Annotated in this window: 10 protein-coding genes and 3 tRNA genes; 5 read left to right on the forward strand and 8 right to left on the reverse strand. The window is 43.8% G+C overall.

The window, feature by feature from the left end:
* Positions 1–342 precede the first annotated feature (342 nt).
* The 3 genes from V7O63_RS07480 to lonB form a co-directional block, all read right to left on the reverse strand.
* Positions 343–1,653 carry a TldD/PmbA family protein gene (locus tag V7O63_RS07480; protein WP_340817794.1) on the reverse strand — a complete coding sequence of 437 codons (1,311 nt, stop codon included), beginning with the start codon at positions 1,651–1,653 and terminating at the stop codon, positions 343–345.
* Between the two features lies 1 nt (position 1,654).
* Positions 1,655–2,986: a TldD/PmbA family protein gene (locus V7O63_RS07485; protein WP_340817796.1), complete on the reverse strand. Its 1,332-nt coding sequence runs from the start codon at positions 2,984–2,986 to the stop codon at positions 1,655–1,657.
* Positions 2,987–3,079: 93 nt separating this feature from the next.
* Entirely contained in the window at positions 3,080–4,981 is a 1,902-nt protein-coding gene (lonB, locus tag V7O63_RS07490) for an ATP-dependent protease LonB (protein ID WP_340817797.1), read from the reverse strand.
* Positions 4,982–5,181: 200 nt separating this feature from the next.
* Between lonB and V7O63_RS07495 the strand changes: the two genes are divergently transcribed.
* The 5 genes from V7O63_RS07495 (at position 5,182) to V7O63_RS07515 (ending at position 7,847) form a co-directional block, all read left to right on the forward strand.
* Complete coding sequence (locus tag V7O63_RS07495; protein ID WP_340817798.1) at positions 5,182–5,628, forward strand: hypothetical protein; 447 nt, start codon at positions 5,182–5,184, stop codon at positions 5,626–5,628.
* A gap of 251 nt (positions 5,629–5,879) precedes the next feature.
* Positions 5,880–5,956 (forward strand) — tRNA-Val (locus tag V7O63_RS07500).
* A 54-nt stretch (positions 5,957–6,010) separates the two neighbouring features.
* A tRNA-Phe gene (locus V7O63_RS07505) sits at positions 6,011–6,083 on the forward strand.
* 13 nt (positions 6,084–6,096) lie between these two features.
* Positions 6,097–6,168, forward strand: a tRNA-Gly gene (locus V7O63_RS07510).
* Positions 6,169–6,482: 314 nt separating this feature from the next.
* Positions 6,483–7,847 (forward strand): MATE family efflux transporter, encoded by a 1,365-nt coding sequence (locus V7O63_RS07515; RefSeq protein WP_340817799.1) that lies wholly within the window; start codon positions 6,483–6,485, stop codon positions 7,845–7,847.
* 574 nt (positions 7,848–8,421) lie between these two features.
* On the opposite strand, the gene V7O63_RS07520 is transcribed toward V7O63_RS07515, so the two are convergent.
* The 5 genes from V7O63_RS07520 to V7O63_RS07540 all read right to left on the reverse strand — a co-directional run bounded on the left by V7O63_RS07520 (position 8,422) and on the right by V7O63_RS07540 (position 15,456).
* A complete protein-coding gene (locus V7O63_RS07520) occupies positions 8,422–9,135 on the reverse strand; it encodes a hypothetical protein (protein WP_340817800.1) in 714 nt (237 codons plus the stop codon).
* Between the two features lie 37 nt (positions 9,136–9,172).
* Positions 9,173–9,757, reverse strand: coding sequence for a hypothetical protein (locus tag V7O63_RS07525; RefSeq protein WP_340817801.1), 585 nt, complete (start codon positions 9,755–9,757; stop codon positions 9,173–9,175).
* Between the two features lie 368 nt (positions 9,758–10,125).
* Positions 10,126–12,729: an S-layer protein domain-containing protein gene (locus V7O63_RS07530; protein ID WP_340817803.1), complete on the reverse strand. Its 2,604-nt coding sequence runs from the start codon at positions 12,727–12,729 to the stop codon at positions 10,126–10,128.
* 463 nt (positions 12,730–13,192) lie between these two features.
* Entirely contained in the window at positions 13,193–13,417 is a 225-nt protein-coding gene (locus V7O63_RS07535) for a winged helix-turn-helix domain-containing protein (RefSeq protein ID WP_340817805.1), read from the reverse strand.
* Positions 13,418–13,500: 83 nt separating this feature from the next.
* On the reverse strand, positions 13,501–15,456 hold the full coding sequence (locus tag V7O63_RS07540) for an amylo-alpha-1,6-glucosidase (RefSeq protein WP_340817807.1): 1,956 nt from the start codon (positions 15,454–15,456) through the stop codon (positions 13,501–13,503).
* Positions 15,457–15,475 lie beyond the last annotated feature (19 nt).

Below are 15,475 nucleotides of genomic sequence, written 5' to 3' on the forward strand. Positions count from 1 at the left end.
AATGCTGTCATCGATCAAAAAGCATCATCCTGACCGGTATGGTCTCAATTATGTCCAATATCCTGTTGTATAAGGTACTACCTATTCATCTTTGAACAGTACATGGTATGTATGTACCTGTTTTTAACCTTATATAACTCCCTTATAATTTATATCCATATATAATTGTTTCTGAACAACGTGCACATTTGCAAAGTAATATGCCTGCTCACAACCTCTGGTACGTGGTGATAATAGACACTAATCGGGCAGATGCACATTTTTATAAAATTAAACGCGTGTTGATCGTTAGAAAAAGAAAAGAGCATGAGAACATTTTGTTCTCATAATTCTGCTGAGATTTTAACCGACCACACTCATATCAGAGACCCTTATCGAAGGTGTGATGGTACCTCCAACCTTCCTTACATCGGTCCCGGCTCCGTTTACATTCTTCAGCATATCGAAGATGTTGCCTGATATCATGAGTGACTTGATAGGTCTGTCAAGTTTTCCGTCCTTTATTGTGAAGGCATTCCTTGCCTCGACCGAGAAATCCCCAGAGATACTGTTGGCTGTGTGGGCACCTATGACGGTGTTCACATATACCCCTGAGTCGGTGTCTGCTACAACATCACATTGCGGGAAGTCTATGATGAAGTTCCTGGGACCCACCGAAGGTGTGGACAGGTATGAGTTACGGGAGCCATTTCCGGTACTTTCCACACCATCCTTTCCTGCTGTGTAGGTGTCATAGAGATATGATCTGAATGTCCCTTTCTCGATCACTGTGGTCCTCTGTGACGCTACGCCTTCATCATCAGCTATGCCTGTCTCAATACCACCTTCAAGGAGTCCGTCATCGTAGATCGAGAGTTTCTCATTGGCTATTATCTCATCCTTCCTTCCAATAAGGTTAGACCTTCCCTTCTGGACATTATCAGCATCTATAGAAGGCATAAATGCATTTTCGATAAGGTCTGAGAATGCGAATGGATGCAGTACGACCTCTGTTCTGTGCGGTTCCACAGATATCGTGTCCTGTGATCTTTTTGCAAGCTCTGCTGCATTCTTTCCTATGAGACCGAAGTCAATATCGTTACTGCGGGAGATGGCGAAGTCATAGGCTGTTGATGTCTCTCCTGAATTTGTGATGACATCCACGAATCCAGATACGGCAGTCCCTTCTTCTTCCACATCCACTCCATTGGTGTTGATTATCAGTCGCTTTCCGTGGCTGCGTCCAAAACTACCTGATGTGACTGTTATGCCGGGTACGGTCTTTGCACTCTCTATCATTTCCATGGTATGTGCGATACAGTCATCAAGTTCCATGTTCTGAAGATCCGTATCAAAGATGCCGGAAACGGAAGGATACTTCTGGTTGGATGGCAGTGCTTTCCATTCCTTATCAGGATCCTGGGTTCTTGCAGATATCACTGCGTTCTTTGCAGCTTCCTCTATATGGCTCATGATATTGGTGCTTGCAAATCCTACTGCCCCATCCACAACAGCACGGATGCCGATCCCTGTTGTGATATTCTCCTTTGCGCCTTCTATCAGGTCCTTCTGTATATTGACAGAGGTCTTCTGACTTTCCATTATGTATACTTCAGCCTCTTTTGCACCATACTTTGTTGCTGCCTTAAGGGCCTTCTCAGCAAGTTCGTACATATCATGCACCTCCTACCATGGCCTTTGAGATGTAAAGGTGCGGGGAACCGTCTGTAACAGGGACGAGCTGTCCGCCTTTTCCGCATCTGCCGGAATTCATCTTCAGGTCGTTACCGACCATTTCCACATTGTTCAGTATCTCGAGTATCTTTCCGGAAAGTGATACGTCCCTGAGAAGTGTGGTGAGCTCTCCATTCTCTATCATGTATCCCTTTTCCGCATTGAACTGGAATACACCTTCTCCGGTGTTCACCTGTCCACCTCTGGAACCAATGAGGTATACTCCGTCCCCTATCTCTTCAAGCATCTCCTCAAATCCGGAGTTACCATTGTCGATGTAGGTATTGCTCATACGGATGATCGGTCTGGAATGTCCCTGTGCACGGCAGTGTCCTGGTGTTCCTCCAAGTTTTGCAGCCGTTTCTCTTGAATGCAGATATGACTTGAGTTCTCCGTTCTCTATTAATGTTGTCTTCTCAGATTGTGCTCCCTCATCATCGAATGGGAAATAGCCATATTCATGCAGTGTAGGGTCATCTATTATCGTTACAAGTGGTGATGCTATATTCTCACCGATACGGTTCTCAAGGACCGAGCTTCCCTCAAGCACCAGGTCTGCTTCAGATGCGTGTCCTACGGCCTCGTGGGCAAAGACTCCTGCAAGCTCAGGGTCAAGTATCACCGGGAGGTTGCCACCTTTGGCCGGTTTTGCATCGAGGAGCTGTATCGCACTCTTTGCAGCTTCCTCTGCAAGTTCTGCTGCATTGTATTTGTCGAATATCTCATAGCCGGTCACACCATAACGGCTCTCTCTTCCTGCCTGGTAGAGACCGTTCCTCGATGCCACAGCACTGATCGCAAAGCCGGTACGTACAATGTCATATTCCCCTTCAACACCGGTGGAGTCAGAATACATGATCTTGTAGGATGATTCGCTATATACGGCACTTGTGCTGCTTATCTCATCCATCTTTGCATGCTTGCCGAATTCCTTGAGGTTCTGTACTTTCTCCTCAAGTGATACATCCAGCGGGTTCTTCTTTACCTTAGGAAGATTGCTGACAACTGGCTTTGCGATCTCCTTCATCTGTACTTTCTCTTTGGGTGATTTCTCGTCCATACTGACAGCAAGTTCGGATGCTGCCCTGATGGCTTTCTCAACATCGAAATCCCCGTCAGCAGATGTGAATCCCCATGAACCACCTTTGAGCGCCCTTACAGCAGCGCCTTTTGTAAAATTCACAGATATCTGCTCTATTTTACCATTATCAAGGACAATAGCGGTGGTGGTACCCTCAATGATCCTCGTATCAAAAAAGTCTACACTATGCATAGTTCTAACTCCTCCCTGTATAAAGATATACAAGTTTAAATAAATAGTTTAAGCAAGTAGTTTAAATAAATATATAAATAAAAGTCACCTGCTTTAAGCAGGGACTATATCAGGCATGTCAGGATTTATCTTGAGGTTGCTCAGATTCTTGAGCTTCTCAACGATATTGCTCTTCTCGGGTCCCACAAGACTGTGTTCGATAACTTCGATAATGTTGGTTACCGGAACTATCTCTATCTGATCCTTGTAGGCTTCCTCGATAAGCACATCGGCCTCATTGGACTTTGGTATGATGACCTTCTTGATGCCTGCTCTTGCTGCAGCTTCTATCTTATAGGTAGCGCCACCGATAGGGAGTACGTCCCCTCTTACGGATAGCGAACCTGTCATTGCCACAGACTGGTCGATAGGTATATTCTCAAGAGCTGAGATAACAGCGGTTGCTATGGATATGGATGCACTGTCACCTTCCACGCCTTCATACGTTCCGATGAACTGGATATGGATGTCGTGGTTGGTTATGTCCTTGCCTGTTACGTTCTTGATAACAGCAGACACGTTCTGGACAGCTTCTTTTGCTATATCCTTGAGCATACCGGTTGCGATCACCTTTCCTTCTGAATTGGAGAGTGATGGTGCCACACCTGCCATTATCGGCAGTACGATACCGGAATCTCCTCCCATGACCGCAAGTCCATTGACCCTGCCAACGGCACTACCTGCCTTTTTAAAGAGCTGATAGTCGTTCTTGCGTTCGAGGTAGTTATCAGCAAGTTGCTGTTCTATGGACCTTGCCATCTTCTTTGCCGCAAGCACATGTTTTGCAGAGGTGACTGCTGCATCCTCAGAGTGGGCAATGTCGCCAGCTACTCTTACAAGACCACCAAGGTCACGAAGTTTCAGTGTAAGATGTCCTTTCCTTCCTGCTCTTCTCTGGGCTTCACGGATAACCTCATCTACAGCATCCTTATCAAATGGTGGGAGGTGTCCGTCTCTCATGACCTCCTGGGCCACGAACCTGACAAGGTTCTTACGATTCTCAGGTGTGTCTTCCATGGATTCCCGCATGAACAGTTCATATCCGTAACCCTTTATACGGGACCTGAGTGCAGGGTGCATCTTCTCCATTGCATCGAGGTTACCTGCAGCAACCATGATGAAGTCACAGGGCACAGGTTCTGTCTTTACCAGCGCACCGGAACTCCTTTCTGATTGACCGGTGATAGGATATTCCTTTTCCTGAAGTGCTGTCAGCATACTCTGCTGGGATTCAAGGCTCAAGGTGTTGATCTCATCCAGGAAGAGAACACCTTTGTGTGACTTGTGTATGTCACCGCTCTCTACCCTGTCATGTGCAGGAGTCTCAAGTCCTCCGGACTGGAACGGGTCATGCCTCACATCACCAAGAAGCGCACCTGCGTGGGTACCTGTGGCATCCAGGAATGGTGCATGTTCCTTCTGGTAGTTGGAAACGATAAGTTTCGGTATCATCATCTCGTCTTTTGGCATGAACTGTCTTGTCAGGAGCAAGATCATAATTGCAGCTATGATACCCCACAGGAGCTGGCCTACGTAGAATGAATAGACGATAATACCGAATACCAGTATCATCATCAGCATGTTACGTGACTGGGCCTTCTTCTGGGCCTCCATCTTGTGGGCCATGACGATCTCCCTGCCTTTGCCGGCAGGAACAGAACGTATCTTTGGGTTGTTATTATCCTCTGGGTTAGGATATGCCATGATATCCTGTAATTCTTCCTTTGGAAGAAGCTCGGCCATAGCCTTGGCAAGCAGGGACTTTCCAGTACCCGGGCTACCTATCATCATGACATGGCGCCTCTGGCTTGCTGCTTTTTTAACCACTTCCACTGCATGTTCCTGCCCGATGATCTGGTCGATCAGTAACTCAGGGACATCTATGGAGTCTGTGGTATCGAAATTGTCCTCGTATAGTTCAATCTCTTCGCTAGGATCAGTAATCTCTTTTTCCATAGTTTTCTCACAAGGTTTGTGTGGTTGTTCACAGTTGTACGTACAAAATATATACTTGACGGCTTTTATAATTATAGTAGGTCGTAGGTTGGATCAATTAGTTTCAGGTTATTATATTTAACTTGTGAGTAAAGTTAATATTATTAAAGGGTCATCAGGATATAAGAAACTATGCATTTTTTCAACCAGGAAATGATAAAATGAAGCTGACAGCCTTTCTGGTCATTGCATTGATCATCGCTCTTCTCTCGTTCTCTGCCAGTTATAATGTCATTTCAACAGGTGAGGAATATATGGTGGTTGACCAGGTGAACATGAGATTCCAGGGCACGGACGCGGTCATCACCATGTCATACGGTCTGGATATGTTCTCCAGTATGTATGTATTCCTTATGGGTGCACATAATCTTGAAACTGCGATAGATGATTTTTTCTTTGAGTTCGGTGATGTCGAGATAGTTGAGATCGGTAATGGCAGGGCTGTTATCTTTGCGACGAACGTATCACGTGAGAATGACGAGTTCTATCTTCATGATTCCCATGAACTGGGAAGCAATGTCAGGCTCATTACCCTTGTCTATCCTGATGGTTCTATACGCACTGTCCTGAACTCGAATGCTACACCGGATACTTTTTACAGTGAGTGAAGCCCGAAACTATCCATAAAATATGGTTTTTATCAGCTCATTTTTCCACGGAATGACCGGATTACCATGTTTGCTGGGAGCCATTATTACAGCGATTTATATGCAAATGTCCATGTTGTGCCTGTTTACCCAAAAGGTTTATCATCTATTATGCATTATGTGGGGTGCTGGTAAGCGCCAAGGCATGCGATAATAGCACTCAAGTGCCATTAAGCAGCAAGGTGTTTACAGATATTCGCTAACTGTTCAATGGGCTCGTGGTCTAGCTGGTTATGACGTCGCCTTGACATGGCGGAGGTCCGGAGTTCGACTCTCCGCGGGCCCACCACAAACAGTTAAGTTTAAATGTAGAAGCAACAATAGGTGCATGGGTTATCACAACGCCCAGGTAGCTCAGTTGGGAGAGCGCTGCCCTGAAGAGGCAGATGTCCCTGGTTCAAGTCCGGGTCTGGGCACCTAATGCATAGAACACCAGTAGTGTAGCGGTTATCACCGGGCGTTGCCAACGCTCGAACCCGGGTTCGAATCCCGGCTGGTGTACTTCTCTTCTTTTTCAGATCACTAAGATCATAGCAGTCAGTTCCTTAGTTCAATTAGCTACTTATTAGTGATTGATCCTTAGTAGAACAAATCAATTCAATTACCAAAGGATGTGATATTCGAATGTCAAAAGAAAAATGTGATGTAAAGAGTAGTTCATGTGGGTGTGGTTGTTCCTGTGGTATCAGCGCGTTCAAGGTATGGGTGCTTATAGGTGCCATGATCGGTCTCATATGGTATTTTGTCCAATGACCCCACCTTTTATTTTTCATACCGGTCCTTTCTGAATACTTTATTATCAGGGTGTCCTTTGCATGATGAATGAAAGATCTGACATGCTTGCCAATGAGAACATAAAGAAGCTCATCTACAGGATGTCAACCCCTGCGATAGTAGGGTTACTTGTGCAGGCATTCTACAATCTTGTTGACACCATTTTCGTTGGAAGGGGACTTGGAGCTGACAGTGCCCTTGGAATTGCAGGGATATCCGTTGCATTCCCTGTACAGATGCTCATGATGGGTATTTCCATGGGGCTGGGTATAGGAGGGGCATCTATCATATCAAGAGCCCTCGGTATGGGTGATAACAAAACGGCCGAGAGGACCTTAGGGAATATGGTCACTCTTGTAGTTATATCAAGTATCATCTTTACCATACTGGGACTGATATTCATCGACCCGGTGCTGCAACTGTTCGGAGCATCGGAAAGTATACTTCCATTTGCAAGGGAATACACGAAGTATATACTCATGGGAACCATATTCTTTGCATTCTCCGCAGCATTGAGCAATACCATAAGAGCCGAAGGACACGCAAAGTTTGCAATGTCCATCATGCTGTTCTCCAGTATCGTTAACATCATACTCGATCCGTTATTCATCTTCGAGTTCAACATGGGAATAATGGGAGCTGCTGTTGCAACGGTCATATCACAGATTGTAGGTTGTGTAATGGTGCTGCACTATTATTCAAGCAGTATCTGTATTGTTCCATTCAAGCTCGCTTATATGATGCCCGACCTCGCTCTTTCCCGGGAGACAATAAGCATAGGGATGTCTGAGTTCGTTTTCAATTCAGTTGAAAGTCTGGTATTCATTCTCCTGAACCAGAGCCTTCTGATATACGGAGGAGATATGGCGATTGCAGTATTCGGAATAATCATCAAGGTCTTCATGCTCACTCTGATGCCTATAATAGGCATAAAGCACGGCATCCAGCCGATCATAGGTTTTAACTACGGCGCCAGTAATTTCGAAAGGGTCAGGGAAACCGTCTCCATCTCGAATTACATCGTGTTCGCCATGTGTACGCTGAGTGTAGTTGCAGTCTTCCTTGTCCCTGAATGGATATTCCGTGTTTTCAGCAGTGATACCGGATTGATAGAGATGGGAGTGCCGGCAATAAAGATAAGCTTCCTGATGATGCCATTCATCGGAACCCAGGTAGTGGCTATGGCCCTGCTTCAATCTCTCGGTAAGTCAAAAGGATCATTGATGATCACACTCTCAAGACAGATATTCTTCCTGCCACCCCTTGTATTGATACTCCCGTTGTTCATGGGCCTGACAGGGATATGGGTGTCGTTCCCGATATCTGATTTTCTGGGGTTCGTTGTGGCAGTTGTCCTGATGAGAAGGGAAGTCAACAGACTCATGGGATCAGTTCCTCAAAGCTGAGGCTCAAAATATCTGACTTTTAGAGTGATGTGCTATAATACGGCTCTATAGAGATCCTACTTCACAATATTTTCATAATTATTAATTATAATATGTATACCACTTAAGAATTAATTATTCTTCCTGTGGTCCTTTTTGTTATCGTCTCTCCGTTTCCTGACCCGATCATCTTGTCATTCCCAGGAGTCCCGTTTTTGCTCTGAGATCAGTTTGTTGTATCGGTCCCTGCCGCGAATGCAGCGCTGCTCAATAGCGCGAATATTACAAGTAGGGATACTATTTTCTTAATCATAGTTTTCACCCTTATGTAATTCCAAAAGATTGTTTCCTGTTATAAATAAAATCTAAGAAGAAACTAATTACTTACTTTCTAAGAGCTAACACTCCCACTCCCCATACGAACACCGGCATGTTCTCATTCTTCAACCTAATCTGGTATTAGTATTGAATGATATAGGACCAGGGGTACCAAAAAATTATCTATGGATCACTCCTGGCCACTATTGCATGTATGGTGTTGGTATCCAGATGAAAAATGCTCATCCGGTAAATTCTCCGATTCTATTTATTGTGTTTAGTGGTTACCACCACCATGGTTACCGCCAGATCCACCGCCGAGCATCACATCGGCATAATTATATCCATAGAATTCCCTGTCCGTATATACTCCATCATCAAATGTACCTCTTATGAAGAATGCAACACGACCAATCTCCTCATTGACACAAGTATACTCGAGAAGGTCACCAACAGTCACCTCATCACCACTGGAATTATCCTTGTAGCCAATTACAAAATTAAACACGTCATTCCTTTTATACTGCATTACAAGCCTACCGCTATGGGGGCTGATCTCATAGTCTTTTCGATTATCAACGTCAATTACTACTTTTCCTTCAATAGACTCGTTAAATTCGTCAACAATTTCGAATGGTTGACCATAGTTACCTTTCACAATGACTCCCAAAATGATATTTTGTGTACCTACGTTAGAATCATAAATGTCAGTAACATCATATGGTTCTGGAAAAAGTTCCTTAATATTATCTATGGTAGGAGGATAGACATCTACCAAACCTACTATTTCTGCAAGTGTGATATTGTCATAGACCTCAACCTCTATGCCAAACATCGGAGAATTTGAACCCAGCATAATCGTGTCAGGTGACACAAGTATACATACATTTATCGGCTCTTGCACCGGCTCTTGTGCTGCAGAAGGAACTGCAGACATCCCCATCAGGACAATTGCAATGCCAATATATATTATCATAGTTTCAGTTCTCATTTCTTTCACCCACTATTCTGGATAATTATCTATTGAATCAATGTCCTCCATTGCCTACACCCGCAGGCTTACTTCTCTTGACTTTCACCTTGACATCCGAATCACTTGCTGTGAATTCTATATCTCCCAATTCTTCATACCCTGAAATTCCCGAGTAATCAATTGTGCCTGTTACCTCAAATTGGAGATTTCCATCCGTAAAATAATCAGGATAATTTTCAGCAAAGTCAGCATTCATATTCACTTCATCTCTGGCTATCATGATGGCTAAAACGTATTCGAAGGTCGTCTTACTTAGTACGAGATCGTAACGGTCAAATGCTGCACCCTCATTGAATATCTCCGCGCCTGTAGTATTGCATATCTTTATATTTGTTATCTCCAAAGCAAGATTATCAGCATCACCACTAGTAGTTAGTTTCTCAAAAGATGGGTAGTCCCCAAAACCTGGCTCATTAGCAGGATCATAAACATCCAGCTCTAACCAGGGACTTTTTGCACTCAGAACAAACATGTCTGGCATTACTTCCATTGTAAGATTGATTTCATTTGCCGAAACGGCACATATGCTCGTCAAAATTAGAGACATTCCTATGCATACTGCTAAAGCCCCAGTTTTCACTCATATCACTCCCTATATTCATGTTTGTTACATCCTAATCTATAGAAGTGACTATCTGTAAGGTAGAGCATGCCAAGAATCACTACATTCAAAAAAAGAGGTAGCTATACCTTGCCAACCTCCACAGACCAATATGTATTCCCATATACAATTCATATTTCATCATATATACACACATTGGTAAATAATTATATACATTAAGAATAATACTCGATTATTGTATAATAATATCCACACTGTTAACCGCATTCTTAAATTATAAGAACTTAAGAAATTTAAATATAAATATCAACCATAAAATTAATATTCTTCAAAAAAAGAAAATGTACCTGCACAATGCAGGTACGGTATTATTCTCTGTATGCTTTTCAGTTATTCTCGTTTCTGCGTATCAGCATAGCAACAGCCATCATTGCAATGACCGCTACGAAGACACCCGGTCCGGGAATTGAACTCTTCTCAACATCGAAACTTGCAGTAGCATCGCCGACCTGAGCCTCGTAGGTTCCGGCTTCCTCCATGGAAGTAGTGAAGGTCAGTGTGGTCTCGTCTCCTGTATCAAGTGTGATGCTCTGTGTATCAACAGTGCTTCCGTTGATCATCAGTTTCACATCCTTGTCACCTTCGGCTGTACCGGTGTTTGCAACATCCACTGTCACTGTCAACTCTTCCCCTGTCTTCACAAGGATTGGTGAGACCTGGAGGTTTGAGTATGTGAACTTTGCTTCAAGTGCAAGCACCTCAAGGTTGAGCTCTGCTTCAAGGTAGCCATCTGCTGATGTTGTCAGTTTGTGAAGTCCTGTTTCCTTTACCGTGTATGTGATCATACCATTTGCATCTGTGGTTCCTATGTCCTTATTGTCATAGTAGACCTGGACGCCTTCAACAGTCTCACCACCGATAGCTGTTACCACGGTGACCGTGACAGTGTCATCCTCTACAACGGTCTCAGGTGATACTTCGATCACCAGTGTCTTACTTGCGTCATCTGATGAGACAACTTCGACCTTCTTGCTTGCAGAAACATAGTCTTCCTTTTCGGCAGTGACTGTGAAGGTACCGGCATCATCGGTCCTGTAACGGATCGTACCATCCGTTGATGTCTCTCCTACTTCCTCATCGCCGAACATCACAAGTGCATCTTCAACTGCAGCACCTCTTGATGTCACAGTTATCTCGACCCTGTCACCTTCTTCTATAACAGAGTCCATCTCGATCGAAAGTGACTGTGATGGCTTGGTGGAGACCTCAATGAATGGATAATAGCGTACGTCACCATCGTCTGCTACATTGAATGCTATGTCTCCCATGATCTCAACGATCTTTCCTCTGGAGAGTGATATGGAATCCTCGTTCTCAAGGACTATCTCGTCTGATGAGAAACTCTTGACTTCCATCTCACCGAACTTCTCATCGGCGGATATCTCGACAACATCCTCTGATATCTGGAAGATACCTTCAATGAACACTGCGTTTGTCTCTGTTCCCTGGAATATCTCATCAAAGTGTATCACTATGACAGGTACGTCATCGGTGGAGCCGATGTCCATCTCATAGACATAGTCATCATCTGAGGACACAATCCCTGTATCGATATCGTCGCCGTCCTTTACAAGGTTCACCATTACGCTGCTACCGTCAAGGTCCACCTCAACGATATAAAGCTCATAACCGTCCTCAAGTACCAGTGAAGCACCTGAATAAAGGGATGTCTTGCTATCATCATCGATCAGTACTTCTGATAGCTGACCGTCGGAAAGCAGGCTTACATCATCTGTGAACTCATTGTCAGGATATCCTGCGAAGTATTTCTCCGCCAGGAAACCGATTACCTGGAACTCTCCCCAGTCATCATGTTCGAAACTGACATCAAGTGGTACACTTCTGTAGACAAGGTCACCGTCATCGATGGTCCTTCCACCGAGATCCTCTATCTCAAGGGATTCGGTTCCCACGCCTTCGTCAATATTATAGTAAAAGCCTTCAAAGTTAAGTGGTGTCCATTCCAGTTCTTCGTTCTCAGCAACAGTACCTCTGAGCTCATAGACACCAGGATCTGACATATCGACCACAGGTCCGAATCTAAGTGTGCTGTCATCGGCAACAATGAATTTCAGTTTGCCCATAATTGTAACTGAATCTCCTCTGCCAAGGCTGATCGAATCAGAGTTCTCCATTGTGATCTTATCCGAACCAAGTGAATTGACCTCCATCTTTCCGAAGGTGTCACCGGATTCTATCTCTACGTAATCCTCTGATATCTGGAATATACCTTCAACGAATACAGCGTTTGTCTCAGTTCCCTGGAATATGTCATTGAAATGTACTGCTATGATAGGAACATCCTCGTCCCCTAGTTCGATCTCGTAGACATAGTCGTCATCTGAGGACACGATATCCGTGTCAAGATGGTCTCCATCCTTTTCAAGTGTAACGAGGACGCTGTTACCGTTGATGTCGACCTCTTCCAGATTAAGCTCATATCCTTCTTCAAGCACAAGGGATGAGCCGGAGTAGAATGATATTTCCTCATCGTCATCTAACAGTACCTTTGTGAGTATACCATCGGATATCAGGCTTACATCGTCATCTGCGAATTCTGTGTCGTCGGTGTAACCTGCAAAGTATCTCTCTGCCATGAACCCGATAACCTGATAGGAACCCCAGTCGTCCTGTTCGAATTCCGTATCTATGGGTTCGGTGGAATACTCAAGGTCTCCGTCACCTATGTTCCTGTCACTGTCACTATCCAGATAGATGGTGAGTGTTTCCGATCCTTCGCCCGAATCAAGGTCGAAATAGAAACCGGAGTAGGTCATTGCAGTCCATGTATATTCAAGGGAGAGATTCTCATCTGCATCCCATATACGATTGCCAGTGCTGTTATTAGTAGCAGCAGCGGCAGCTCCTGAAAGCAATACCAATGTAAGCATTGATATTACCGGTAAGTAATACTTGATCCTATTTTTCATATTATTTCCCCTCTGTTCTGTTTTCAAGGTATAGTATATACCTGAATAATTATTGAGGTAATACCATATAAAAATATATCACTGTCTTTTATAATATTTCAGTGATGTTCTTTTCATGGTCATGTTGCACTATTATTCAAATTACAGTTAGTGATAAGCAGAAGCGAATATAAGCATACTTTACTTCATGTTGATGCAGGTCCCCTATCCTGCATAAAATAAGCCCTGAATAGACTTATTTTACTTGATAATACTTTATATTGCTTTAGATCTGCTTTCAAGATCGATCTTTTAAATTTATATGATATTGAATTATCCAATACACTACAAAATTCACCATGTACACTATGCAGTGTTACGGGAACACATAAAATACCATGAACAGCCTGTCAGCTAAACAGACAGTAATCGTTTTTTGTTCAATGGAAAAGTCAGATACTTACAGATAATATGGAACCACGGTTCAATTTCCATCTGGTTTTAATACTAAAGACCAGGAATTACCGTTCTTTTCCATACATATCTTATCCTCTCTTGCAAGCCATCCTATGGCCATGAACGTTGTCTGCTGATCAAAGCCATTCTCTTTGAGATGACCCTTCAGCTTTGCCATGTTCGACTCCCCACTTTCCAGCATCCTGTAAACATAACCGGCTGCTTCTCCTATGTTCAAACACTTTTCATCCATATCTATCACCTGAACTTATCAGTTAAAAACCCACAAGTGTTATAGTAAAATATACTCAAATTGCTATAAATATTACGAATGAGCTATTGATCCTCTGGAAATACATCCTCCACATAACATCTCATGACCTCGGCCACGCTCCATGCCTGAGATATACACCCTCCGGGAGCATGAGGACTATCACCATCGAATACTTCGGATATGGTGCCGATACCTGCATCATCCAGGTGTATCTCAATTCCCTGAAGGAAGGTCCGAAGTTTTTTCTCAATTCCCTGATGATCACGGTTCACTTTCCTGTAAGCTGTTATGTAAGGTCCGAGCAACCAGGGCCATACAGTACCATTATGGTATGCAGTGTCCCTCTGTTCAGTATTCCCTCCATAGTGACCGATGTACTTACTGTCATGAGGAGAGAGGGTTCTCAGTCCGTAAGGTGTCAACAGTTCTTCAGTTACAGTATCAACTATTCCCCTCGCTATTTTTTCAGTGACCATCGTATGAGGTAAAGAAACTGCAAATATCTGGTTAGGTCTTACTGAGGCATCCTTCCATTCATCATCTTTCGAACCGGATATCAGGTCATAGAGACAACTCTTTTTTTCATTCCAGAACTTTTCCCTGAAATTGTTCCCTGTCATTTCAGCAATGTCAATATAGTTGGAAACATCCAGTTCCAGACGTTCCCCTATCTCAGTTGCATAGATCAGGGCATTGTACCAGAGTGCATTTATCTCACATGCTTTCCCTTTTCGGGGAGTGATCTCCCAATCCCCTATTTTAGCATCCATCCACGTTAGTTGTCCCCCATGTTCTATCAGGCCGTCATCATCCATTCTTATTCCGAATGAGGTACCTTCCATGTAGTTATCTATTATACTCCGGACCGAAGGCCAGAGCTTCTCTACAAATTCGATGTCATCTGTGTAGTCAAGATATCTTCCGGCGGCATGTATGAACCACAGGGATGCATCTACTGTGTTGTAGATAGGTGACTCGTTTGCATTCTCCGGGAAGTTGTTGGGTATCAGTCCATCCTTGCAGTTAGCTGCAAAAGTGGAAAGTACGGACCTCGCATCATCGAACCTTCCTGTTACAAGTGTCAGCCCGGGTAGGGAGATCATAGTGTCCCGTCCCCAGTCCCCGAACCAGTGATATCCTGCAATTACCGACTTAGAATCTGTGGACCTTCTGTCAACGATGAAAGAATCGCCAGCTATCATCAGTTTTTCCAGGAATGTATCATCCATGGTCTTTTTATTCACCAGGGAATTCTGACGTTCTCTCTCATTCCGGAACAGTTCCTCCACTGTTTGCACATTCCATTCCATGTCAGGTTCAGTGGATGCGATAACGAAACAGGAAGCATCAGTTCCTTCTATTTCCAGTTCGAAATATCCCGGGTTGAAGTTGTCTTCCCTGTATGGATATCCTCTTTTCATTTCTACATGGTATTCAAAATTGTAGTACCAGTGTTCTTTTTCTGTGTATGGTACGCTGGCAGCAAGTACAAAAGGAATCCCATCGCTGACCAGTTTTGTTCCTTTTTCCATTGCTTCCTGTGTAATGGATAGATCGTTTGAACTGCTGAGATTATGTATGGACCTGTTATTGATAAGTGGTAATATCCTGAGTACAGCTTCCTTTTCAGAAGGGTTGATAATATCATATCTCACGATGGTCGTGTTCTCACCATGGATCATCATGATCTGCTTTATGATCGTTATTCCATTCACAATGTATTCGAAGGTGGGAAAAGGATGCGTAGTGAACTTTTCCAGCATTTCGTTGCCATGCGGGTATATAGCATCGGGATACCTGTGTACTGCAAGTTTGTGAATGTCGACTCCTATAATTAGTTCTTCGTCAAGGGACGATAACATGAGTCTTCTTTCAACAGGAGGGTTCAGGGAAGCTATCAACAGTCCGTGGTACTTTCGCGTATTCATACCAATTGTCGTGGAAGAAGCATATCCTCCAAGGCCGTTGCTTATGATCCATTCCTTCTCCGTTCCCGGGATATGGTCTGTATAGCTCATGTTCATTGTACCTTTGAAC

It is taken from the genome of Methanolobus sp. WCC4 (assembly GCF_038022665.1).
Lineage (GTDB): Archaea > Halobacteriota > Methanosarcinia > Methanosarcinales > Methanosarcinaceae > Methanolobus.